Raw genomic sequence first — 22,665 nt, 5'->3', positions numbered from 1 at the left:
GCAAAGTTTGGAAACCTGAAACTTGAAACCTGAAACCTAAAACTTTTCAACCTAAAAAATAAACGCCGAATTCTAAATTGAATTCGGCGTTTCTGCGTATTATAAAATTATTATTATTAATGCATTGCGTCGGCTGCACTAATCTTGTTCTTCCCTTTCTTGATGAAAAGGATAATCGGTATGCAACATAAAAACATTATTCCTAAATACATGAAGATGTCCATATACGACATTACAGTACTTTGTTTTAAAATTGAATATTCTAAAGCTTGATAAGCCTTTTTTAATGCAACATCTGCACTGTAGCCTTTTGCCATAAATGCATGCTGCATTCCTGCTATACGTTGCTGAACGTCAAATTTTGCAGGATCTAGATTGTTTATTAAATCTACTCTGTGTGATTGCGTGAAACGAGTAATAAAAGTGGTGATAATGGCAATACCAAATGAACCACCTAATTGTCTCATCATTCCGGTAAAAGCCGCACCTTCACCAATTTGTTTTCCTTTTAATGTTGAAAGTGAAAGAGTTGTAATAGGCACAAAAAGTAATCCTAAACCAATTCCTCTCAAAATTAATGGCCAGTACATATGTTCTACACCTGTGTCAGGAGTCATTCGTGTGTACATCATAAAGGTGAAAAGGAAGAAAATTAAAAATCCAACTCCCACCATATAAGCTTGAGGAACTCCTTTTTGAATCATATTACCCACAAATGGCATCATTACCGCTGTTGTAATCGATCCTGGAATCAATAATAAACCTGCATCAGTTGCGGTCCATCCTAAAATGGATTGTGTGTAAATTGGGATAATCAATGTTGATCCATATAAACCGAAACCAAGAATGAAACACAAAACAGTTCCAATTCTTAAATTTCCATCTTTTAAAACACTTAAATTTACAATTGGATGTTTATAGGTAAGCTCTCTCCAAATAAACAATACCAATCCAAGAACAGTTACAACACTTAATGTCACAATTAGTGAATCGTTGAACCAGTCGTCTTGTTGTCCGTGTTCTAAAACGAATTGTAATGAACCAATAAAGGCACTCAATAATATAATTCCCCACCAGTCAACCTGGTTTGCTTTTAATTTTTCACCATATTTTGGACTCTTCACAAACGTTAGCGCCAAAACTGTCGCAATAATACCTAGTGGAATATTGATGTAAAATATATAAGGCCAAGAATAATTATCTACTAAATATCCTCCTAATGGCGGACCTAAAGTTGGACCTACAATTACACCCATTCCGTAAATTGCTTGTGCCATACCACGTTTTGCTACTGGATAACTTTCAGTAATGATGGTTTGTGCCGTTACAAGTAATGCACCTCCACCCATTCCTTGAAAGAATCTAAAAGCTACGAGTTCCCATATATTGCTGGCGTTTCCGCATAAAAAGGAACAAACCGTAAATAATATAATCGAAGCCACAAAATAATTACGTCTTCCAAATTGCTGGGAAAGCCAGCTCGTCATCGGAATTACAATAACATTCGCAATTGCGTATGCTGTAATAACCCACGCTACATCAGTCAAGGTAGCGCCAAGACTTCCGCGCATGTCTGTAAGAGCTACGTTTACAATCGTTGTATCTACAATTTCCAGCAGTGCACAAAGTACCGCTGTTATCGTAATGATAACACGTCTGAAGCCGTATTCTACTAAATCGTCATCTGCTTGTACTGCTGTTGCCATTTATCTTATTTCAAATGTACATCTACGTCAACATTCATTCCTGGACGTAATAATTTTACTTTTTCTGGATCGTTTGAAGGATCTAAACTGATTTTTACTGGTAATCTTTGAATTGTTTTTACAAAGTTTCCTGTTGCATTGTCAGGAGGAAGTAAAGAAAAACGAGATCCAGTTGCAGGAGAGAACGAAGTTACAATTCCTTTAAATTCATAGTTTGGATATGCGTCTACTTTTAAGCTTACTTTTTGTCCCACAACCATTTTGTTTAATTGTGTTTCTTTAAAGTTTGCTACAACCCAAGCTTCATTGTTGTTGATGATGTAAAATAAAGATTGTCCTGGCTGAACCAATTGTCCTGGCTGAATATCAACTTTAGAAACTTGTCCGTCGATAGCAGCAGTTACCACAGTATAAGTAAGATTCAATTTTGCTACATCAAGCATTGTTTGTGCTTTTTTGATGTTAGCCGCGGCAACTTCAGTTTGTTTGTCTGAAACTTTAGATTTAGATTGAATTACTGATTTTTGGTAAGAACTCGCTTTTTGTTGTTGTTCTAAAACACGTACTTGATTTTCAGCTTCTTCTTTAGCAGTCAAAGCTTGCTCGTATTGTTGTTTTGTAATTGTATGTGTTTTATACAAATTGTTGTAACGGTTGTAATCGTTTGTAAGCTGTCTCAATCTGATTTTTGCACTTTCGATAGAACCGCTAGCAGATTTCATTTGAGCATCAGAAACTGAGATACTTGCATAAGCGCTTCCAATATCCGCTTTTGCAGCCTCATATTGGCTTTCAGCACCTAATAAAGCAGCATTTGCTTCATCAATTTTTAATTGATAATCTCTTTTGTCGATTGTAAACAAAGTATCACCTTTTTTTACAAAATCATTATCTTTCACATAAACTTTGCTGATATATCCTGATACTCTAGGAATAATCGGATTCATTTTTTTCTCGATTTGAGCATCATCTGTTTCTTCGTGAGCTTGAGAGTGCAAGTATTTAGATATCCCGTAAGTTCCGCCTCCTAAAATAAGAACTGCAAGTATGATGATGAATTTTTTATTTGTCTTTTTCTTTTCCATGAGAGCTATCGATTATATTTTAGAAAGATTGAATGATTGTGATAATTGTCCTGATACTGAAAGTAATTCGTAATATTTTTGAATAATTGTTGCTTTAGATAAAGCAGTTTGGATTTTGGCATTTAAATGTTCTACATCGGCTTCAACTAAATCATTAGTGTCCGAAAGTCCGTTGTCAAACTTGTCTTTTACTAATCTGTAGTTTTCTGCCGCTTGCTGTAAAGCTTCTTCATAAACCACACTTTGATTGATTGCCAAGTCGTAATCTTCAAGAGATTTTTGAACTTCAACCTTAATTCGGTCTGTCATGATTGCTTCGGTATTTTTTACTTCCAAAGCTTTGCTTTCAGCTTCTTTTACATGAACATTATTTTTCAAAATTCCTGATAAGTCATAAGAAAGACCAATTCCGAAATTCATTGCGTATTTTACAGTAATAATGTCTTTAAGATCAAATGCTGTATAACCTCCTAATAATGAAACTGAAGGATAATATCCAGCTTTTGCGATTTTTACATTAGCTTCTGAAGCTTTGCTTTGCAATCTAATTGCCTCTAAATCTTTTCTGCTTTCAAGTGCCACAGCATCTGATGTAATAGAATTGCTTGTTTTCAGATTAAAGAAATCCTGCTCGTTTACTTCAATTTTTACAGAAGGATCTAATTTTAGTAAAGTCGTTAAGTAGAAGTTGATATTATTGATGTTATTATTAGCTTCATCAATTGACAATTGTGTTTTTGAAACCAATAATTGCGCTTTCAACAAGTCATTTCTCGGAATAATTCCGTTTTTCTCCAACTCAATAAAATCAGTAACACGCTGTTTAGCGCTTTTTTGATTCTCGTTTAAAACGTCTAACGTTTTTTGAGCTTTGTATAATGCTGTATAATAAGTAATTACTTTTAAAGCAACATCTTCTTTTGTTTTAGCTGCATTTGCACTTTCAGCTTCGTATAAGTTGTCGTATGCATCGATGCTGTTTTGAATTTTGAATCCAGCAAAAATAGGAAGGCTTAAATTTGCCATTCCAAGCATTGCTCTGTCTGGAGACGCTAACGAAGCACTTTCGCCTTGATTTGGCATATCAATCGATGCTTTTGTAAGACGCTGATATTGACCAGAAACCTTAATGTCTGGATATTGATTGTTTTTTACGGTTTTTAACTCGTATTTTTTTGTGTTTACCTTAGTGTTGGCAAGCGTAACTTCGTTACTCTTTTCCCAGGCCATTTTAACGGCTTCGTCCAAGGTTAAACTTGTTTTTTCTTGTGCTTCTATTGAAGATATTCCGATAAAGAAAACTCCAAAGAGCATTAATTGACTAATTTTCATAAACAAGTAGCGCTTTTATAGTTTGTTGAATGTGCTTTGTAAGATTGTTTTTAATGTAATTATCGAACATTTCTTCGGTTTTTAAATCCAATAATTCTTCGAAGAAAGAGCGATTCATGTGAAAATGAAAAAAGGTTCCAATAATCGTTGGCGTAATCAATGGGATATTTAAATCTTTTCTAAAAACACCTTGATCTTGTCCTTGTTTGATAATGCTTTCTACAGATTTTAAATTTCCTTTTTTAAGTTCCGTAAAAGCTTGAAGGCTTTTTTCTCTTTTTTTATTGTATAATTCAAAATGTAAAACCCTGTAAATGCCTTTGTTAAGACAGATTCTGTTAATGTAAATTTCGATTAATTTATTGACTTTTTCAAGCGGTTCAATATTTTCCTGCAATAAATTCTCGAGTTGTAATTTTAAATCGGTGGTTTTATGAAGAATCAAAGCTTCAAGAAGGCGCTCTTTTGATCCAAAATAATAAGACACCATGGCAATGTTAATTTTTGCCTCTTTTGAGATGTCCCGAATGGATGTCCCCTCAAATCCTTTCTCAGAAAACAACTTTTCTGCAACCTCAAGAATCTGAATTTTTTTATCGTTTAATTCGATGTTTGACATGGTATTGTTTCTAATCGGATACAAAATTAAACAGTTGTTTAATTTAAACGCTTGTTTAATTTTATTTTAACACAATATTAACATAAAACGGTTTCGGTATTTTATGTTAATTTATGCTTTTGAAAGCCGTTTTTAAGAATAAAAAAAAGCTGAAACATTTAATATTTCAGCTTTTAAGTAAATTTATTTTTCTAATTTTATTTTGACAGGATTTTGTCTGGTATCGAATACATTAGAAATGTAAACAACATTTTTATATTCATCAATCCAGTAAATGATTTTATAATTTTTAAAAACTAAATATCTAAAATCCTGAATTCTTTCAGATAAAAGTTCTTCTTTTTGACCACCATAAGCATTAAATTCAAGTGAAAGCGAAGAATCTACTAGGCCCTCTATCAATGCTTTTGCAACTTTTAAACCTGCTTTGTATTTATAATATTCAAAAATATCTATTAGTTTGTCCTCTGCAAATTGAGTCCAGTAAACAGTTAATCCCATTTTTGAATTCTTGATTTTAAATCTTTGGAAGAGGTAATTCGACCTTGAACAACATCATTTACAGATTGGTCAATTTCATTATTAAATTGATCTAAACTCATAGGTTTCATTTCCAAATCTAATAATTGTACTTTTTGCTCATGTAACAATTTTTCGAGCTGATTGACTATTTCTTCATTTTGCAACCTAAGAAATTCTTGAACAAATGATATTTTACGAGCTTCTAAATCCATAATAATTGATTTTATTCAAAGGTATAAAATATTTGAAAAGGTTATGTTTACAGATTCTTAAAATTAAAAAGCGGTATTTAAAAATTGCTTTTAAATACCGCTTATGGAAATATTTTATATAAATTTTCTATCGAATCCCTCCAACAAATTCAGCAATTTTTCCACTTCCGTTTTCTGCTAAATGTTTAATAAAAGCACTTCCAATAATAGCGCCTTTTGCATATTTAGTCGCTTGGCTGAAAGTTTCTTTGTTTGAAATTCCGAATCCAACAATTTGTGGGTTTTTCAAATTCATTTCGGCGATTCTTTCAAAATACGTTTCCTGAGTATTTCCAAAACCAGATTGAGAACCTGTAACGCTCGCAGAACTTACCATATAAATAAATCCGTTTGAAACGCTGTCGATAAAACGAATTCTTTCGTCTGAAGTTTGAGGTGTAATCAAAAACACATTGATTAAACCGTATTTTTCAAAAATAGCTTTGTATTCGTCTGCGTAAACGTCAACTGGCAAATCAGGAATAATCAAACCATCAATTCCAATTTCGGCACATTTCTGGCAAAAAGCCTCAACGCCGTATTGCAACATCGGATTAAAATATCCCATAATAATCAACGGAATTTTTACGCTTTCGCGGATGTTTTTCAGTTGGTCAAAAAGAATTTGAGTCGTCATTCCGTTATGAAGCGCCTGAGTTGAACTCGCCTGAATTGTTGGTCCATCTGCCAAAGGATCACTAAAAGGAAGTCCGATTTCAATTAAATCCACTCCGTTTTTTTCTAAATCCTGAATCATCTGCACGGTATCGTTCAAGTTTGGATATCCTGCAGAAAAATAAATAGAAAGTATCTTTTTATCTTCTTGTAATTTCTGAGTTATTCTGTTCATTTTTTTATTTTTTTATTCTAACAGGTTTTCAAAACCTGTTAGGTATGTTATGTTTTTTTCTAAAAGTTTATTTCACGCTGATTTTTTAATTTAAATCTGTTTAGATCTGCCGTCCCGATAGCTATCGGGAGCGTGAAACAATTTTTTAAAATTTTATAATCTTACTTTTCCAATCATCTCCTTGTTTTTCAACAAGTAATAATCCCGAATCAGAATCATTCATTTGGGCAACTAATTCTCCTTTATTGTTCCAAAATGCGCTTTGTCCCGCAGAAGGCGAACCCCAAGATTCTCCGCTGAAATTAGACATCAAAACATTCATTTTATGTTTCTCCGAATAATTTTGCAAGTCTCTGTAAGCATTCGGAATGCCGTTTGGAGAAAAGAAAATGCTAGCAATATAAATATCTGTTTCTTTTTTCTTGGCATTTTCTGGATGCTTCGGATTGTCAATATCGGCACAAATTGCAAATGAAATATTTTGATCCTCAATCGTAACCATCGGATTGTGTTCAAAAGAAGATTGAAAGAATTCATCCTCGCCTTCATGCAAAAACTGCTTGGTATAAATTGAAACCGAATTATCGGGAGAAATCACAAATTCACCAATAAACATTTCGTTTTCAATTTGAATCGGCGCACCGGCAATAATGGTAATATTATTTCTAACGGATAATTCTTTTAAATGATCAATTCTGTAATCGTCTTTAGTAAAAGCTAATGGCGCGGCGTTTTCTCTTTCGTAACCCGTAATGGACATTTCAGGAAAAGCAATCAAATTGGCACCGTTTTGAACAGCTAATTCAATAAGCTGATAATGATTCAATAAATTGGAAGATATGTCTCCGCGTTTTGGTTTTGTTTGTGCAGCTGCTAAAATCATTTTTTCTTCTGAAATTTAACTTTCCATATAAATCCAGGCTGTTTCTCCCGATTGTAATTTTACTTGAACTCTTTTATAAGCATTCGATTCAAATAAATCTACTTTAGCCAAATCTGCAATTGAGACTTCGAAAACTACACCATGAATAATATCAGTAGGATTTTCGCTCGGAACAACCACAACATAATCCGCCATTCCAAATTCTTCTTCTATTTTTAAGCTTTTAAGTTTATAACCTAAAAGCTGATCAGCTGTACCAGTTAGAATTCGATTAAAAACTTGTCTTTGGATTTCTTTCGATCTTAATGTTCCGTAAGAGAATAACTTTTCCATAAATCATTACAATTTAAAATACTCGATATAATTATCTAAATCTTTATCACCACGTCCTGAAAGGCTGATTACGACAACATCTGTTGGTTTGAATTTCTTTTGATCCAAAACCGCAAAAGCGTGCGCACTTTCGATTGCGGGAATAATTCCTTCTAATTTTGTCAATTGTAAACCTGCATTCATCGCGTCATCGTCAGTAACAGAGAAAAATTCTCCTCTTCCTGTTTGTGCCAAATGTGCGTGCAAAGGTCCAACTCCAGGATAATCCAAACCTGCCGAAATAGAATACGGTTCAGTAATTTGTCCGTCAGGAGTTTGCATTAAAAGCGTTTTACAACCGTGAATAACACCAACTTTTCCTAATTTACTTGTTGCCGCACTATGTCCGCTGTCAACACCTTTTCCGGCTGCTTCAACGGCAATAATTCCCACTTCTGGTTCATGCAAAAAGTGATAATAAGTTCCAGCCGCATTACTTCCTCCACCAATGCAAGCTACAACATAATCCGGATTTTCACGTCCTTCTTTTTCTTTTAATTGCCATTTAATTTCCTCAGAAATGATGCTTTGAAAACGCGTCACCATATCTGGGTAAGGATGAGGGCCAATTGCAGATCCAATAATATAATGTGTGTCAACCGGATTGTTGATCCAATCGCGAATGGCTTCATTTGTAGCATCTTTTAAAGTTCTTGAACCTGAAAGTGCTGGACGAACTTCTGCGCCTAACATTTTCATACGAGCTACGTTTGGTGCTTGACGTGCAATGTCAATTTCGCCCATGTAAACAATGCATTCAATTCCCATTAAAGCGCAAACTGTTGCTGTTGCCACACCGTGTTGCCCAGCTCCAGTCTCGGCAATAATTCTTTTTTTGCCCAGACGTTTTGCCAACAAAATCTGACCGATTGTGTTGTTTACTTTGTGTGCTCCAGTATGGTTTAAGTCTTCTCTTTTCAGATAGACTTTGGTATTGTACTTCTCTGATAAACGCTTTGCAAAATACAACGGACTAGGGCGTCCAACGTAATCTTTCAGCAATTGGTTGAACTCTGCTTTAAAATCAGGTTCATCCATTATACTTAAATATTTCTGGCGTAATTCTTCTACATTTGGATACAACATTTCAGGGATGTAAGCTCCTCCAAATTCTCCGTAATATCCTTTTTCGTTGACGTTAAAACTCATTTTATTTAAATTTTAAAAGTTGGCAACATCAAATTTGCGTTTGAAATTGCTTAATAGATTTTTATTTTTCAGCCCCGGTTCGATTTCAAATTTACTATTTACATCGACAGCATAAATAGGTAAATTGGTTTTTGAAATTTCTTCAATGGCTTTTAATTCGTTCATTCCTATGCCTCCGCTTAAAAAGAAAGGCTTTTTCGAATTGTATTTTTTTAAGATGCTCCAGTCGAAAGTTGTTCCGTTTCCGCCTGGAAGTTTTCCTTTTGTGTCAAACAGAAAATAATCGCAGACATTTTCAAAAGGGTTAATAGATTCAAAATCAAAATTTTCATCAGCCGAAAATACTTTAATAATTTCGATTTTCTGTGGCAGTTTTTCTTTTAAATCGGAACAAAATTCAACGGATTCATGTCCGTGTAACTGAACGGCTTGTAAATTGTGTTTTTCTACTTTTTCAAGAATTTCTTCTTGACTTTGATCGACAAAAACGCCCACTTTTTTGATTGTTTTTATCAATTCGGGAACATTCCCGTTGCAATATCTAGCGGACTTTTCCCAGAAAATAAATCCCATATAATCGGGTAGGAGCGCGCCTACTTCGAGGATATTTTCTGGATATTTCATGCCGCATATTTTGAGTTTCATTTTCGTTGTGTGTTTTACCGCAAAGTGCGCTAAGGTTTTTTTGCTTTTGATTGTGCTTAAAAACGCAAAGTCCGCAAAGCTTTGTGTTGATATTTTGCCACGAATTGCACTAATTTCCACGAATTTAATTAGTGTAATTCGTGAAATTCGTGGCTACTTTTTTATAATTGTTTAATAAATTCTGTGGCGGCTACGCCGGCATTATCGGTTTTCATGAAGTTTTCTCCAATTAAGAATCCTTTGTATCCGTAAGGTTTTAATTCTTGAATTGCTTCTATTGATGAAATGCCGCTTTCTGATACTTTTACAAAATCATTCGGAATTTGAGATGCCAATTCTTTACTGAAATCCAAGCTAACTTCGAATGTTTTTAAGTTTCTATTGTTTACGCCAATCATATCTAAAGTTGGCATAATTGATTTTTCTAATTCTTCTTGATTGTGAACTTCTAAAAGAACTTCTAAACCTAATTTTTTAGCAAATTCAGATAAAGATTTGATTTCTTCACGAGTTAAAACTGCTGCGATTAGTAGAATTAAATCGGCTCCATGTGCTTTTGCTTCTAAGATTTGGTATTCGTCTACAATAAATTCTTTTCGTAAAAGCGGAATATTTACTGAAGCTCTTGCTAGAAGCAAATCGTCTAAAGATCCACCGAAATATTTTCCATCTGTTAAAACAGAAATCCCACAAGCACCTGCATTTTCATAGCCTTTAACTACTTCTTCAACTGTAAAATTATTATTGATAATTGATTTTGAAGGAGAACGGCGTTTGTGTTCGGCGATAATTCCTGAATTGCTTTCTTTTAATTTCTGAGTTAGAGAAATAGTTTGTTTTCCAAAAAATACTGAAGCTTCCAATTGCGAAACCGGAATAATTGATTTCTTCAGAATAACTTCTCTTTTTTTGTCTATTATTATTTTATCTAAAATGTTCATTTTTTTAGGTGCTAAGATTCTAAGATACTAAGGTGCTAAGTTTTTAAGCCGATAGTTCTTTCAATTTATTTAATGCTTTCAATCCTTTTCCTGAAAACAAGCTTTCTTTTGCAAGTTCAAAACCTTCTTGTGGTGAGCACTTGTTTACCGTTGCGATTGCCATTGCAGCATTGGCAAGTACTACATTGTTTTGAGCTTCATTTCCTTTTCCTGAAATAATATTGGTAAACATTTCTGCTGATTCTTCAATAGTTTTTCCGCCTTCGATTTCAGTTTGTGATAAAAGACGAACGCCAAAATCTTCTGGTTTTATCATGCCTTCCATACGGCTGGTAATGATTTTTGTTGGTCCAGTCAACGAGATTTCGTCATAACCGTCAAGCGAATGAAGGATGGTGAAATTTACATTGGTGTTTTGGTATAAATAAGCATACATTCTAGCCAATTCTAAGTTGAAAACACCAACCAATTGATTTTGTGGAAACGCTGGATTTACCATTGGCCCCAACATATTAAAGAACGTTTTTACCGTTAATTCTTTTCTGATTGGTCCAACATGTTTCATTGCTGGGTGAAATAGGGGAGCATGCAAAATGCAGATTCCTGCTTGATCGATACATTTTTCCAAGAAATGGGGATCGTTGCTGAATTTAATTCCCATTTGTTCCATTACGTTACTCGATCCAGAAATTGATGAAACGCCGTAATTTCCATGTTTGGCAACTTTTATTCCGGCTCCTGCTGCTACAAACGAAGCTAAAGTCGAAATGTTGAAAGTATCTTTTCCGTCACCACCAGTTCCACATAAATCGATGGTATTGTAAGCTGATAAATCAACGCGAATGCAAAGGTCTAATAAAGCTTCGCGAAAGCCCGAAAGTTCATCAATGGTAATGCTTCGCATCATAAAAACAGTCAAAAATGCCGAAATCTGGCTTGGGTTGTATTGACCGCTTGAAATATTAATCAATACGTTTTTCGCTTCTTCTTTTGAAAGCACTTCGTGGTTGATTAATTTGTTTAATATTGTTTTCATTTTTTTAAAGATTCTAAGTTGCTAAGGTTCTAAGATGCTAAGGTTTTTGTTTTTTATTTGTTTCAAGTTTCAGGTTAATTGAATTGCGCAAACTTGAAACATGAAACATGAAACATGAAACATGAAACTTTTTCAATGTTCATTCCCTTGATAAATCCACATAGGTTCTGTTTTTCCTGCTCTTTCAAAACCATTTTTTTTATAAAAGTCAACTGATTTTCCGTCTGCAGTAAGCATTTGCATGTGAAAATGTTTGTATTTTTCCTGCATTCGGTCCAAAATCAATTTCCCGATTCCTTTTCCTTGATATTCCGGAAGCACCAATAAATGCGGATAATAAACCGTCAAGAATCCATCAGAAATTGCATTCCCAAGTCCGACTAGTTTTTTTTCCTTCCCAAGCGGTTACTAAGGTTTCAGAATTTAAAAGGCCATTGTAAAGTTCGTTTGGTTTGCTCGCCGAACTCCATTCATTTGCTTTATACAAAACTAAAATGTCGTCAATGTTGATTTCTCGGGTTTCTAAAATTGTTATTTCCATTTTTAAGGTTCTAAGATGCTGAGATACTAAGGTTCTAAGTTTTTTACTGTGACTGTAAACTGAGACTGAATACTAGCTTTTAATCCAATTCTCTAAAATCCTTTTTCCGTTTGGAGTCAAAACACTTTCTGGATGAAATTGAACGCCTCTTACATCATAGTTTTTGTGGCGTAAAGACATGATTTGTCCGTTTTCGTCAACCGAAGTTGCTTCTAAATCTTCTGGTAAATTCGCATCGACAACCCATGAATGGTATCTTCCTACTTCAAATTCGTTTCCTAAACCTTCAAACAAAATTTCGTCTGAAACTACTGTTTTTACATTTGTTGCAACGCCGTGATATACTTTATCAAGGTTTGAAAGCGTTCCGCCAAAAACTTCTCCAATTGCTTGTTGCCCTAAACAAACGCCAAGAATACTTTTCGTCGGACTGTATTTTTCGATTACTGCTTTTAATAAGCCAGCTTCATCTGGAATTCCAGGGCCTGGCGAAAGCAATATTTTTTCGAAAGAAGCGATTTCATCAATTTCGAATTCGTCGTTTCTGTAAACGGTTACTTCGCAATTCAAATCTTCTAAATAGTGCACTAAATTATAAGTGAAGCTATCGTAATTGTCTATAACTAAAATCTTTTTCATTTTTTTCTTAAGGTTCTAAGTTGCTAAGGGTCTGAGGTTCTAAGTTTTTTCAATAACTGAAAACTGCGACTGCGACTGGCAACTAATTTTTATTATTTTTCTCGAACGTACTTTTCAGTAATGATTCGGTTGATTCCTAATTTTTCTACTTTTTCGATTCCTTTTTGAATCAATGTGTCATTTTTAACGTTAACAGTAAATTCAAATTTTTCATTTTCCCATTGTCTGTTGTTGAAAAACTCCAGATTTTCAGTGTATGTACTGTCTTTCAAAGTGTATTTTCCGCCTCCGCCAAAAAATACTGCATTTGTTGAATCTTTTCCGTTAGTTAAATCATGATTGAAAAAAGCGAAATGCGTTTCATTGATAATTTTAATCATTTTTGTTTTTGGATTGAAAGTCGAAAAAGTCGAATCTTTCTCTGTCGTTTCAGCTGATATTAGGCGCCAGGTTCCTTCAATAGGATTGTGCTTTTTCTCAGAATTACAAGATGTGATCGTAATGATTAAAATTAAAATTGATACTGCTTTTTTCATGGGTTTTTTATGGTTTGTGGTTAATTGTTTTTAAGGTTTCAAGTTTCAGGTTTCAAGTTTCAGGTTTCAAGTTTCAGGTTTGACGTTCTAACAACTTGAAACTTTAAACCTGAAACAAAGAAAACTAAATATTTTCCGCCATTTCTAGCGCTGTGTTTAATGCTCTTAATTTATTATAAACTTCCTGCATTTCGCTTTCTTCATCAGAACTTGCCACGATTCCGGCGCCGGCTTGGCAATGCAATTGATGATTTTTCGAAAGGAAAGTTCTGATCATAATGGCGTGGTTAAAGTTTCCGTCAAAATCCATTACGCCAATTGCGCCTCCGTAGAAATTACGATTTGTTTTTTCGTAATCCTCAATCAATTGCATCGCTCTATGTTTTGGAGCACCGCTTAAAGTTCCTGCAGGGAAAGTATCGGCAACGACTTGCATCGTTGTCGCTTTATCGTGTAAATGTCCCGTAACTTTTGAAACCAAGTGAATTACGTGAGAGAAAAACTGAACTTCTCTGTATTTTTCCACATTTACATCGTGACCATTTCGGCTTAAATCATTTCTTGCCAAGTCAACCAACATCACGTGTTCGCTGTTTTCTTTTTTATCTTCCGAAAGTTCTTTGGCCAAAAGCGCGTCACGTTCATCATTTCCAGTTCTTTTGAAAGTTCCTGCGATGGGATGAATTTCAGCTTTTCTGTTTTTTACAATAATTTGTGCTTCAGGCGAAGAACCGAATATTTTGAAATCTCCGTAATCAAAAAAGAATAAATATGGAGAAGGATTGATGCTTCTTAAAGCGCGATAAACGTTGAATTCATCACCTTTAAAACCTTGTGTAAAACGACGAGATAAAACCAATTGGAAAACATCTCCTCTAAAACAATGTTTTTTTGCCAAAGCCACATTATGCTTGAATTCTTCGTCAGTTAAGTTTGAGAAACCTTCGCCTTCTTTAGTGAATTTGTACAAAGCGATATTTCTTGATTGCAATAATTGCTCGATTTCAGAAATGTTATTTCTTCCGTCTACGCTGTGGCAGAAAATATAGGCTTCGTTTTTAAAGTGGTTGATCGCGATGATGTTTTGGTAAACCGCATAAAATACATCAGGAATTGAAGTTGCGTCGTCTTTTTTTGCAATCGAAACTTTCTCGAAATAACGAACGGCATCGTAAGAAATGTATCCGAATAAACCATTGTTTATGAATTTAAAATCGTTTTTTTCCGATTTAAACTGATTTGAAAAATCCTGAATTACTTCTGGAATATTTGTTGACGCATCGATTTTAGTTTGCTCCGAAGTTCCATCAGGGAAAGTCTTTGTGATTACTTCGTTTTCAATTTTAATCGTTGCAATCGGGTTGCAGCAGATGTATGAAAAACTGTTGTCATTTCCATGATAATCACTACTTTCTAATAATAAACTATTCGGGAATTTGTCTCTAATTTTAAAATAAATGCTCACTGGCGTAATCGTGTCTGCCAGAATTTGCTTGTAATGTGTATTAAGAATAAACGGTTTCAAAGTATGTTGTTTTTTAGTTTTTAATATGTTTTTAGCTAGATTTTGGATCAAAAAAAAAGGGCTTGTCGTGATGACAAGCCCTTTAAATTTATAGTTTTGAAAATACCATAGGAAGCTTCGTTCACGACGTTTGACGTAAATTCTTCCACCACCAAGTATTGTTCATTAATGTTTTCATTTCTTTATTTTGATATGGCAAAGATATAAATGTAATTTGAATTAAAAGACATAAAATCTCAAAAAAAACTTTTCAAAAATTGAAATTTTGTTAAATTTTAAAATTTAAAAATGCAATAAAGCCTTAGTTTCCAATAGCTAACGTGTTGTTTACGTTCGCTCTAAAATCTGGACTTCCTTTAATGTTTGGCATTGTAAATAACTCTGTATTTTTCATTTTTGTATATTCTATACCCGCATTTTGTGCATTATAAAAACTTTCAATTACAGAATTGCTTGCTGAAGATTCACTTGTAATACCTCCGTTGCAATTGTTTGCAATGATATTTTTGAAAGTGATTTTTGAAAGATTTTCATTTCCGTTTCCAATATTTCCCTCCAATAAAACAAATGGTGTAAAACCTGAAACAATGCTATTTGTTAAACTAAAGTATGTGTTTTCGCGAACATAAACAGATTCACGAACTAATCCTTGATTATTTTCTTCCAAATTGATTAAAGTAATGTTTGAAGCATTAATTTTTGTCATTTTTTTAGACATATCTGTGTTTCCGATTTTGTCGTATGAATCGACTTCAAAACATCTTGATCCTGAAATATCTGATGAAAATGGGTGACGAATGGCGATACTATTGCTGATGTTGATTTGTGCTCCTTGTGTAAAATCAAAATCGTCATCAGTAGTTCGGTACGAAATTAAATTGCTCAAATTCAAGTCGCCACCATAACATTCAAAAGAGTCGTCATTTGAAAAGCTGATTTGAATATTGTTTAAAACTGTTTTTCTTCCAACACCAGCTAAAGAAAGTCCGTTTAATTCTTTTAGAGAGCTTAACTTTCTTCCTGCATATTCGATTCTAACGTATTTAAGGATTCCAGAATTATCTTCAGCATCTTGTCCTCCGTAGTGGTTAAGCATTGGTTCTAAATCAAATGGCAAAGTGTGAAGTCCGCCTAAATTGTTGATTGGCGCTTTCCCTAAAATGATGATTCCACCCCAGTCTCCTGGTTTTCTTTCTGTTTTTTCTTTGTTTGATGTAAAGACAATTGGATCGGTTTCTATGCCTTCCGCCATAATTTTGGCGCCATTTGTAATTACCAGAGTTCCACAAGTTTTGTCGTCGCCACGAATAACAGTTCCAGGTTCAATAGTTAAAGTTGCATTATTAGTAACATACACAACACCAACTAATTGATAGGTATTGCGTTTTAATAATTTCATGTCTTTATCGATTGTTCCTGCAATTATATTGGTTGCTTCATTATATTCGTTGGCAGCAGGTTTAAAATTGGTCCAATTGTTCATCCAATTGCTAGTTCCAATTATTCCTTTTGTTGCTTGTTGTGCTTGTAGAAAAAAATTGCTCAAAAGGGCAAGAGCAACAATTTGTAGTTTTGTTTTCATAACTATAATTTAAATTTCTAGTTTTTGATTTTTAATTTGCTCAAAATTAGAGTCCGAATGTTAATCAATTCGGTTATAGTTATTATGAAAGCGTTACTTTAGTATTAAGAACGTTATGTTTTTGGAAAGAAAATTGTATTTTATTTAGCTTAAAGAATTAATTTTCAGGTTCTATGTCTTTTATAATATGGATATCTTGCTGTGCAAATGGTATGACAATTTTGTTTTCTTTTAATGTTTTGTCGATAGCCATAATCAATTGGCTTTTAACTTCATAGTCAAAGTCGAAATGCTTGATCCAATACATCACTACCAAATCAATCGAATTGTCTCCAAACTGAGTAAACCAGATTGAGGGTTTCGGTTTCATTAGTATATTTTTATTCTTTGTCAGGATTTCGTAAAGTATTTTTTTTGTCAATTCTAAGTCAGTTCCATAAGCGACTCCAAATCGGATTTGTGATCGTCGATGATTACTTCCTAAAGTCCAATTGGTTAAATTCTGATTTAATAAATCTCCATTCGGAATCACAACATCAGCTCCGTCATAAGTTGTAACAACACTGCTTCGAATACCGATTGATTTCATTTTTCCGGATTGCGTACCTACTTCAATAATATCATTCAGATTTACTGGTTTTTCAAAAGCAATAATTAATCCGCTTATCAAGTTGTTAACGAGGCTTTGCATGCCAAAACCGATTCCGACTCCCAGCGCGCTTATAATTAACGTTATTCTGTCTAATGGAATTCCAGTCGAAGCAAATGCTGCCAAAACCCCAAGCGTGACAATGGTAATTCGGGACAGAAACATCCAACTTCCAATGGTTTTAGCTCGGTCTTTATTTTTAATAACCTGATTGTCGGCAGCTAAAAAGGAAACGACTTTTGAAATGAAACTAGATAATAAAATAATAAAAATGAAGAGAATAATATTTTCAAATGTAAAAGAAATGTTTCCAATAGTTCTTGTCTCTGAAATCGCATTTTTGAAAGGATCAAGAATGTTTTGGAACGTAAAAGTGTTTCTAACCATTAATAAAAAACAGGAAACAAAAAGCAGTACATAAAAACCAAATCTAAATTTATGCGAACTCCCCTTTAAAGGCTTTTTCGGGCTATCTTCGTCGATTGTTTTTAAAATTTTGGCAACCAAATTGATTTCCTTAACAATAACTAACGCATAGTAAAGAGAAAAAATAACTATTATGGAGTAAACAGCTCTTGTCATTAGAAATTTTCCTAAATTATAATGACCGTTGACCAAATAATAGAATGAAAAAAATTGAAGAATAGCTCCCGCAACAATGTACCACAAATAGACTTTTCGCCGAACTTGGGCTCTATTTATAAATGAGTAAATGCCAATAGCGATACCAAGAATATTTATTACTAGAATTAAAAAAGACTCTCCTACGAAATGAATTAAGATTATAATATCAAAAAAGGCTAAGAGATTAAGAACAAAAATAAAAATCGTGATATTCCATACAAATTTTCGAAGCGTATGCTGTATCATTATGGTCAATGAAATAGTAGAAGCGGTCCAAAGAATTATGGAGAAAATAAGCGGTGGCATTGGAAGCACAAATTGATAGATATTGGATACGACCAAAAATGCGGCAGCAATAGGACTGTTTAAGATGTTGATGTCTACTAACAATTCTTTTTTAAATCCTAGGTGTAAAAATTTTCCTTTTTGTAATCGGAAGTAAATTGCGGTTCCAATGATCAAAAGCAACATGGTAAGGATTGAATTTTTATTATTTATCAAATAAAAATGCATTACCAAATAATTTGTTCTGATAGAAGTCGCAAATGGATTTATATCCATCTGTAGGCGCTCAAAAACAGGCACTTTTTTGGTGAATAATTGATCGAGTTCTAATTTTCTCAACCGATCATTTTCAATTATATCCGATTCGATTTTGTATTTTAATCGATCCCCCATAATTTCCAATGTTTGAATACTGTCAACAGCATTTTTTAATCTTTCGGAAATCAGTGTAACATCTGTACTTGTTCTTTCTGATTGAAGACGGTAAATTTCTCTTGAAACAGAATCCGTTGGGACATAATAGAGGTTTTTTTGAGCCACGAGAGAATCGATTTTTTCTTGTGTTCGGCTGAGTTGGTGGTTTTCAAGACTGATTTTTTGTAAACGATCAGTGGAACGTTTTAATAATTCGTCAAGCAGAATGGACGTCGAACTAAGATTTTGATCTGTCAAAACTCTAATTTTTTTTCCATCAATTCCTTTAATTGCAAATTCTTCCCAATCTTTTAATTGATGTATTTCGCCGGCGACATCTTTGTAATTGAATCCTTTTGTTAAAAGAAATTTTGCATTCTGAATTTCAAATTCAATTAGGTTGAACAGTTTATTTTGTTTTTGTACTTTTTGATAATTCAGGTATTCTTCCTCTCGCAATTTTTTTTCGCTTTCGGCTTTGTCTTTAAGTAAAATGAGAGAAGCTTTGTCTTTAATTCCTAATTCTTTAACTATCGAATCTAATTTTGTTTTTGTATTTTGAGAAATACCTGAAATAGGAGATAGGAAGAGCGATACAATTAAAAAAAGTCTGAAACTAATAGTTTTGTATTTCTTTATAGCGTTTAGGAATAGAAATGCAAAATTTGACATAGAGTATATTTTATTAGTTTCGATTAGTTTGAATTATTCACTCGATGCGTTTATCAAATTTAACATTTTTTTTCGTTGTTTTGATATATGTATTTCAAAAAGAGTTAATTAGGTTAAAAGTTTTATTTTAAGACATAAAAAAACCTGAACTTTCATTCAGGTTTTTAATTTTATGTATATGAATTAGTAAGTCTAAAAATTAGAATTTTAAAGCTACAGCTAATTCAAATTCGTCGTTGATCGTTTTGTCTCCTAAACCTTCGAAGAAGCTTCCTGAACCGTATTTAATGTCATATTTAGTTCTGTCAACTTTAAATGCAGTTGTAGCAGTGTTTCCTTTTACAGTGATGTCAAAAGTTACAGGTTTAGTGATTCCTTTGATAGTCAAATCAGCAGTTACAGTATAAACGTCAGCAGATTTTGCACCGATAGTTTTGAAAACTAATTTTGAAGTTGGGAATTTATCAGTTCCAAAGAAATCGTCAGCTTTTAAGTGACCGTTTAATTTCCCTTGGTATTCTCCAGTTAAATCTGTAGAAGTTAATGAAGTCATATCAACTGTGAAGCTTCCTCCAACTAATTTTTTTCCTTTGAAAACTACAGCTCCTTCTTTGAAGTTTACAGTTCCAGAGTGCTCTCCAGTTACTTTTTTACCTACCCATTTGATAGAAGATGCTTTTACGTCGATTTTTTTAGTTTGAGCGTTTACTGAGATTCCAGCTACTGCTACGAATAATGCAATTGCGATTGTTTTTAAATTTTTCATGTTGTTAAAATTGAATTTGGATTAATAATAATTATAGAGTGATAAATAATTCTTCTTGTGATTTTCTAACTTTTTTGTAATGTTGAGCGTCGTCCTCATCATGTCTGTAACCAATAGTTGCAATAACAGCAGCGTTTAAGCCTAATTTATCAAAACCAAGGATTTCATTGAATTGCGCTGGATTGAAACCTTCCATTGGTGTAGCATCGATTTTTAATTCGGCTGCAGCAGCAAGTAAAGTTCCTAAAGCGATGTAAGTTTGTTTTGAAGTCCAAGTATTTTTAGCATCTTGAGATAAACTTGAAATTACTCCGTTCATCATATCTGCAAATCCGCCTAATGCTTCAGCAGGAACACCTCTTGTTTCGCTAATGTTTTTGATGTAAGCTGCAACAGATTCTGGTCCAGCATTTAAATCATTTGCAAAAATGAATAAGTGAGAAGCATCTGTAACTTGAGTTTGTCCGTAAGCAGCTGCTTTTAATTTTTCTCTAATTTCTGGATTTTCTACAATAATTACTTTGTAAGGTTGTAATCCGTATGATGAAGCAGCTAATCTAACAGCTTCTTTCAATGTGTTTAAATCTGCGTCTGAGATTTTTTTCGTTGCATCAAATTTTTTTGTAGCATATCTCCACTGTAGACTATCTAATAATGTACTCATAATATTTAATTTTGTTGGGTTCGGTATTTTTCTAATAAATTGTTTAATAATTCTAATTCTTCTGGGCTTATATTCTGGGCAAATAGGCGCTCGTGCTCATCTACCTTCGGGTCTAATTCTTTTAAAACATCTAATCCTTTTTGTGTAATCAAAACCTCAATTTTTCGTCGATTGTCTGGACAGACATTTCTTGTTACGAATTCTTTCAGCAATAATTTGTCCACTAATCGGGTTGTGTTGCTGGTTTTGGCCAACATACGTTCTTGTATCACACACATATTAGCTGGATTTCCTTTTTGTCCTCTTAATATGCGCAGTACATTATATTGCTCTCCGGATAAATCATACGGTTTAATTAACTCGTTGAAATGATCCTGAATCACATTTTGTGTGTACATGATATTCAGAATAACTTTTTTCGCATTATCCATCTTAACTGTACTCTTAATAACCTCTTCAATTGTCATAGTCGTAAGTGTATAATTTGTATATACAAATGTATAGCTTTTAATAGTTGTATATACAAATGTTGTGTTAATTTTTTGTTAATATGAAAAAAGGCAGGCAACACATTGTAAAATAATGTCTTTTGGTGAGATCAAAATTAGAACAATTTTTATTTTTAACTGATTGATATTTTGATATTTAACTTAAAATTAATCCAAAATGTATTTTGATTTGCTTTTTCACTTCAAGATCATTTTTGTAAGACAAGTTTCTGAATGTAAATAGAAGCGAAGCTTGAAAATTGTACTGTTTTTGAGTTAATTACAAAAGTTTATCTGAATTCTGAGAGGAAAAAACCTTTAGAAATTGATTTAAACTCTGCAATTTCTTTAATAATCCAATTTTCATCATTGCCTAATTCTTTCGCAATTACTCGGGCTGTTTTTTCAGAAACTTCAATTGCGGCTCTCGCATCTAAGAATAATAAACGAACTCGTCTCGCTAAAATATCATCAATTGTTCTGGCCATTTCATAACGAATGGCCCAAACCACTTCTGCCATTGTAAATTCGTGATCAGGATGCAGTTTTTCTTTTAATTCTGGTTCGCTTTCTTGCAGTTCAATTATTTTCGAAATATCAGAACCATATATATAAAGGTGATTTTCTCTGTCTGCAGCATTCGTTGGTTGGTTTCCATGGATGGAAAGATGTTTTGTAGCGCATTCTTTATGAGGTAATTTTCCTGTTTTGATTGCTTTGTCTATAATGTCTTCAGCAATTTTTCTGTAGGTTGTCCATTTTCCTCCCGTGATGGTTATTAAACCCGTTTCTGAAACGATTATTTTATGGCTTCTAGAAACTTCTTTGGTGCTTTTGCCTTCTTCTTTCGGCGCCGCCAACGGACGCAATCCTGCAAAAACCGATAAAACATCTGCTCTTGTTGGTTTTTTTGCCAAGAATCGTTGTGCGGTTTCTAAAACAAATTGAATTTCGCTTTCTAATGCAATAGGCTCCAGACTTTGTTTTTTAATTAGTGTATCTGTTGTTCCCACGACAACCCGATTGTGCCACGGAACGGCAAATAAAACTCTTCCGTCTTTTGTTTTCGGAATCATTAAAGCATTTTCTCCTGGAAGAAAAGATTTGTCAAAAACCAAATGAATTCCCTGACTAGGAACGATATATTTTTGATACACTTTATCGTTTAGCTTCATGATCGCATTTGTAAAAACTCCTGTTGCGTTTATTACCACAGAACCTTTTATGTCGTAAATAGTTCCAGTTTCCTGATCGATGGCATGAACGCCGATAATTTGATTTTTATCGTCTTTTAATAAATTGACAACTTTTACATAATTTAAAACACAAGCTCCATTTTCGACAGCAGTTTGAGCAAGATTTATAGCTAATCGAGAATCATCAAATTGACCATCATGATAAATAACACCATTTACCAATCCGTTTTCTTCTACATTAGGGAGCAATTCAATGGTCTTCTTTTTGGAAAGATATTGCGAACTTCCTAAACTGAGACAACCCGATAATAAATCGTAAATTTTTAATCCGATAGTATAAATATAACCGCTTAGCCAATGGTAATTCGGAATAACAAAAGATTGGTTTTTGACTAAGTGGCCAGCATTTTGAGCCAGTAATCCTCTTTCTTTTAATGCTTCTCTTACCAAATGCACATTTCCTTGTTCTAAATAACGTACGCCGCCATGAACCAATTTGGTGCTTCTGCTGGAAGTTCCTTTTGCAAAATCTACTGCTTCAAATAAGATTGTTTTGTAACCTCGGCTTGCTGCATCAACAGCTGTTCCAAGTCCGCTCGCGCCTCCACCAATAATTATTACGTCCCATTTTTCGGTATTTTGTAGTTTGGATAATTGTTCAGAGCGATTCATGTTGGCTTTTACGATTTGTTT

General features: G+C 33.6%; 24 protein-coding genes. All 24 read right to left on the bottom strand.

What is annotated here, in order from left to right:
• Positions 1-116 precede the first annotated feature (116 nt).
• On the bottom strand, positions 117-1,706 hold the full coding sequence (locus tag AAYQ19_RS07955) for an MDR family MFS transporter (RefSeq protein ID WP_343535715.1): 1,590 nt from the start codon (positions 1,704-1,706) through the stop codon (positions 117-119).
• Between the two features lie 5 nt (positions 1,707-1,711).
• Positions 1,712-2,791, bottom strand: coding sequence for an HlyD family secretion protein (locus tag AAYQ19_RS07950; RefSeq protein ID WP_343535714.1), 1,080 nt, complete (start codon positions 2,789-2,791; stop codon positions 1,712-1,714).
• Positions 2,792-2,803: 12 nt separating this feature from the next.
• Entirely contained in the window at positions 2,804-4,123 is a 1,320-nt protein-coding gene (locus tag AAYQ19_RS07945; protein ID WP_343535713.1) for a TolC family protein, read from the bottom strand.
• Positions 4,113-4,742, bottom strand: a complete 630-nt coding sequence (locus tag AAYQ19_RS07940; protein ID WP_343535712.1) for a TetR/AcrR family transcriptional regulator — start codon at positions 4,740-4,742, stop codon at positions 4,113-4,115. Before AAYQ19_RS07940 ends, AAYQ19_RS07945 begins: the two co-directional genes overlap by 11 nt.
• Before the next feature lie 183 nt (positions 4,743-4,925).
• A complete protein-coding gene (locus AAYQ19_RS07935) occupies positions 4,926-5,243 on the bottom strand; it encodes a type II toxin-antitoxin system RelE/ParE family toxin (protein ID WP_343535710.1) in 318 nt (105 codons plus the stop codon).
• Positions 5,234-5,476, bottom strand: a complete 243-nt coding sequence (locus AAYQ19_RS07930) for a hypothetical protein (RefSeq protein ID WP_343535708.1) — start codon at positions 5,474-5,476, stop codon at positions 5,234-5,236. Before AAYQ19_RS07930 ends, AAYQ19_RS07935 begins: the two co-directional genes overlap by 10 nt.
• Positions 5,477-5,603: 127 nt before the next feature.
• Positions 5,604-6,365, bottom strand: coding sequence for a tryptophan synthase subunit alpha (gene trpA / locus AAYQ19_RS07925; RefSeq protein ID WP_343535706.1), 762 nt, complete (start codon positions 6,363-6,365; stop codon positions 5,604-5,606).
• A gap of 145 nt (positions 6,366-6,510) precedes the next feature.
• A complete protein-coding gene (locus tag AAYQ19_RS07920; RefSeq protein ID WP_343535704.1) occupies positions 6,511-7,248 on the bottom strand; it encodes a carbon-nitrogen hydrolase family protein in 738 nt (245 codons plus the stop codon).
• 15 nt (positions 7,249-7,263) lie between these two features.
• Positions 7,264-7,581, bottom strand: a complete 318-nt coding sequence (locus tag AAYQ19_RS07915; protein WP_343535702.1) for a gamma-glutamylcyclotransferase family protein — start codon at positions 7,579-7,581, stop codon at positions 7,264-7,266.
• A 6-nt stretch (positions 7,582-7,587) separates the two neighbouring features.
• Complete coding sequence (gene trpB, locus AAYQ19_RS07910; RefSeq protein WP_111288918.1) at positions 7,588-8,769, bottom strand: tryptophan synthase subunit beta; 1,182 nt, start codon at positions 8,767-8,769, stop codon at positions 7,588-7,590.
• A gap of 12 nt (positions 8,770-8,781) precedes the next feature.
• On the bottom strand, positions 8,782-9,414 hold the full coding sequence (locus AAYQ19_RS07905; protein ID WP_343535697.1) for a phosphoribosylanthranilate isomerase: 633 nt from the start codon (positions 9,412-9,414) through the stop codon (positions 8,782-8,784).
• Positions 9,415-9,575: 161 nt separating this feature from the next.
• Positions 9,576-10,355 carry an indole-3-glycerol phosphate synthase TrpC gene (gene trpC / locus AAYQ19_RS07900; protein ID WP_343535695.1) on the bottom strand — a complete coding sequence of 260 codons (780 nt, stop codon included), beginning with the start codon at positions 10,353-10,355 and terminating at the stop codon, positions 9,576-9,578.
• Between the two features lie 43 nt (positions 10,356-10,398).
• Positions 10,399-11,391 (bottom strand): anthranilate phosphoribosyltransferase, encoded by a 993-nt coding sequence (trpD, locus tag AAYQ19_RS07895; protein WP_343535693.1) that lies wholly within the window; start codon positions 11,389-11,391, stop codon positions 10,399-10,401.
• A gap of 132 nt (positions 11,392-11,523) precedes the next feature.
• On the bottom strand, positions 11,524-11,739 hold the full coding sequence (locus AAYQ19_RS07890) for a GNAT family N-acetyltransferase (RefSeq protein ID WP_343535691.1): 216 nt from the start codon (positions 11,737-11,739) through the stop codon (positions 11,524-11,526).
• Between the two features lie 7 nt (positions 11,740-11,746).
• The gene (locus tag AAYQ19_RS07885) at positions 11,747-11,932 is read right to left on the bottom strand and encodes a hypothetical protein (protein ID WP_343535689.1); all 186 of its coding nucleotides are present in this window, start codon (positions 11,930-11,932) and stop codon (positions 11,747-11,749) included.
• Between the two features lie 72 nt (positions 11,933-12,004).
• Positions 12,005-12,571, bottom strand: coding sequence for an anthranilate synthase component II (locus AAYQ19_RS07880; protein WP_026728118.1), 567 nt, complete (start codon positions 12,569-12,571; stop codon positions 12,005-12,007).
• A gap of 92 nt (positions 12,572-12,663) precedes the next feature.
• On the bottom strand, positions 12,664-13,107 hold the full coding sequence (locus tag AAYQ19_RS07875; RefSeq protein ID WP_343535687.1) for a hypothetical protein: 444 nt from the start codon (positions 13,105-13,107) through the stop codon (positions 12,664-12,666).
• 124 nt (positions 13,108-13,231) lie between these two features.
• On the bottom strand, positions 13,232-14,632 hold the full coding sequence (locus AAYQ19_RS07870; protein WP_343535685.1) for an anthranilate synthase component I family protein: 1,401 nt from the start codon (positions 14,630-14,632) through the stop codon (positions 13,232-13,234).
• A gap of 301 nt (positions 14,633-14,933) precedes the next feature.
• Entirely contained in the window at positions 14,934-16,214 is a 1,281-nt protein-coding gene (locus tag AAYQ19_RS07865) for a beta-helix domain-containing protein (protein WP_343535683.1), read from the bottom strand.
• 157 nt (positions 16,215-16,371) lie between these two features.
• Complete coding sequence (locus AAYQ19_RS07860; RefSeq protein WP_343535681.1) at positions 16,372-18,858, bottom strand: mechanosensitive ion channel family protein; 2,487 nt, start codon at positions 18,856-18,858, stop codon at positions 16,372-16,374.
• Between the two features lie 199 nt (positions 18,859-19,057).
• Positions 19,058-19,624: a YceI family protein gene (locus AAYQ19_RS07855; protein ID WP_343535679.1), complete on the bottom strand. Its 567-nt coding sequence runs from the start codon at positions 19,622-19,624 to the stop codon at positions 19,058-19,060.
• A 31-nt stretch (positions 19,625-19,655) separates the two neighbouring features.
• Positions 19,656-20,288, bottom strand: a complete 633-nt coding sequence (locus tag AAYQ19_RS07850) for an NAD(P)H-dependent oxidoreductase (RefSeq protein ID WP_343535676.1) — start codon at positions 20,286-20,288, stop codon at positions 19,656-19,658.
• A 5-nt stretch (positions 20,289-20,293) separates the two neighbouring features.
• Positions 20,294-20,755 carry a MarR family winged helix-turn-helix transcriptional regulator gene (locus AAYQ19_RS07845; protein ID WP_026728126.1) on the bottom strand — a complete coding sequence of 154 codons (462 nt, stop codon included), beginning with the start codon at positions 20,753-20,755 and terminating at the stop codon, positions 20,294-20,296.
• A gap of 311 nt (positions 20,756-21,066) precedes the next feature.
• On the bottom strand, positions 21,067-22,644 hold the full coding sequence (locus AAYQ19_RS07840) for a glycerol-3-phosphate dehydrogenase/oxidase (protein ID WP_343535674.1): 1,578 nt from the start codon (positions 22,642-22,644) through the stop codon (positions 21,067-21,069).
• Between the last annotated feature and the right edge of the window lie 21 nt (positions 22,645-22,665).

It is taken from the genome of Flavobacterium mesophilum (genome assembly GCF_039581405.1).
Lineage (GTDB): Bacteria > Bacteroidota > Bacteroidia > Flavobacteriales > Flavobacteriaceae > Flavobacterium.
This window is presented reverse-complemented; position numbering and strand designations above follow the sequence as displayed.

Excerpts from the sequence above, each read along its gene's own strand:
- AAYQ19_RS07885 (WP_343535689.1), bottom strand. The coding sequence starts at position 11,932 with ATGGAAATAACAATTTTAGAAACCCGAGAAATCAACATTGACGACATT.
- AAYQ19_RS07850 (WP_343535676.1), bottom strand. The coding sequence starts at position 20,288 with ATGAGTACATTATTAGATAGTCTACAGTGGAGATATGCTACAAAAAAA.
- AAYQ19_RS07875 (WP_343535687.1), bottom strand. The coding sequence starts at position 13,107 with ATGAAAAAAGCAGTATCAATTTTAATTTTAATCATTACGATCACATCT.
- AAYQ19_RS07955 (WP_343535715.1), bottom strand. The coding sequence starts at position 1,706 with ATGGCAACAGCAGTACAAGCAGATGACGATTTAGTAGAATACGGCTTC.
- AAYQ19_RS07950 (WP_343535714.1), bottom strand. The coding sequence starts at position 2,791 with ATGGAAAAGAAAAAGACAAATAAAAAATTCATCATCATACTTGCAGTT.
- AAYQ19_RS07865 (WP_343535683.1), bottom strand. The coding sequence starts at position 16,214 with ATGAAAACAAAACTACAAATTGTTGCTCTTGCCCTTTTGAGCAATTTT.
- trpC (WP_343535695.1), bottom strand. The coding sequence starts at position 10,355 with ATGAACATTTTAGATAAAATAATAATAGACAAAAAAAGAGAAGTTATT.
- AAYQ19_RS07935 (WP_343535710.1), bottom strand. The coding sequence starts at position 5,243 with ATGGGATTAACTGTTTACTGGACTCAATTTGCAGAGGACAAACTAATA.
- AAYQ19_RS07860 (WP_343535681.1), bottom strand. The coding sequence starts at position 18,858 with ATGTCAAATTTTGCATTTCTATTCCTAAACGCTATAAAGAAATACAAA.
- trpB (WP_111288918.1), bottom strand. The coding sequence starts at position 8,769 with ATGAGTTTTAACGTCAACGAAAAAGGATATTACGGAGAATTTGGAGGA.
- AAYQ19_RS07915 (WP_343535702.1), bottom strand. The coding sequence starts at position 7,581 with ATGGAAAAGTTATTCTCTTACGGAACATTAAGATCGAAAGAAATCCAA.
- AAYQ19_RS07845 (WP_026728126.1), bottom strand. The coding sequence starts at position 20,755 with ATGACAATTGAAGAGGTTATTAAGAGTACAGTTAAGATGGATAATGCG.
- AAYQ19_RS07940 (WP_343535712.1), bottom strand. The coding sequence starts at position 4,742 with ATGTCAAACATCGAATTAAACGATAAAAAAATTCAGATTCTTGAGGTT.
- trpD (WP_343535693.1), bottom strand. The coding sequence starts at position 11,391 with ATGAAAACAATATTAAACAAATTAATCAACCACGAAGTGCTTTCAAAA.
- AAYQ19_RS07920 (WP_343535704.1), bottom strand. The coding sequence starts at position 7,248 with ATGATTTTAGCAGCTGCACAAACAAAACCAAAACGCGGAGACATATCT.
- AAYQ19_RS07945 (WP_343535713.1), bottom strand. The coding sequence starts at position 4,123 with ATGAAAATTAGTCAATTAATGCTCTTTGGAGTTTTCTTTATCGGAATA.
- AAYQ19_RS07840 (WP_343535674.1), bottom strand. The coding sequence starts at position 22,644 with ATGAATCGCTCTGAACAATTATCCAAACTACAAAATACCGAAAAATGG.
- AAYQ19_RS07905 (WP_343535697.1), bottom strand. The coding sequence starts at position 9,414 with ATGAAACTCAAAATATGCGGCATGAAATATCCAGAAAATATCCTCGAA.
- trpA (WP_343535706.1), bottom strand. The coding sequence starts at position 6,365 with ATGAACAGAATAACTCAGAAATTACAAGAAGATAAAAAGATACTTTCT.
- AAYQ19_RS07930 (WP_343535708.1), bottom strand. The coding sequence starts at position 5,476 with ATGGATTTAGAAGCTCGTAAAATATCATTTGTTCAAGAATTTCTTAGG.
- AAYQ19_RS07880 (WP_026728118.1), bottom strand. The coding sequence starts at position 12,571 with ATGAAAAAGATTTTAGTTATAGACAATTACGATAGCTTCACTTATAAT.
- AAYQ19_RS07855 (WP_343535679.1), bottom strand. The coding sequence starts at position 19,624 with ATGAAAAATTTAAAAACAATCGCAATTGCATTATTCGTAGCAGTAGCT.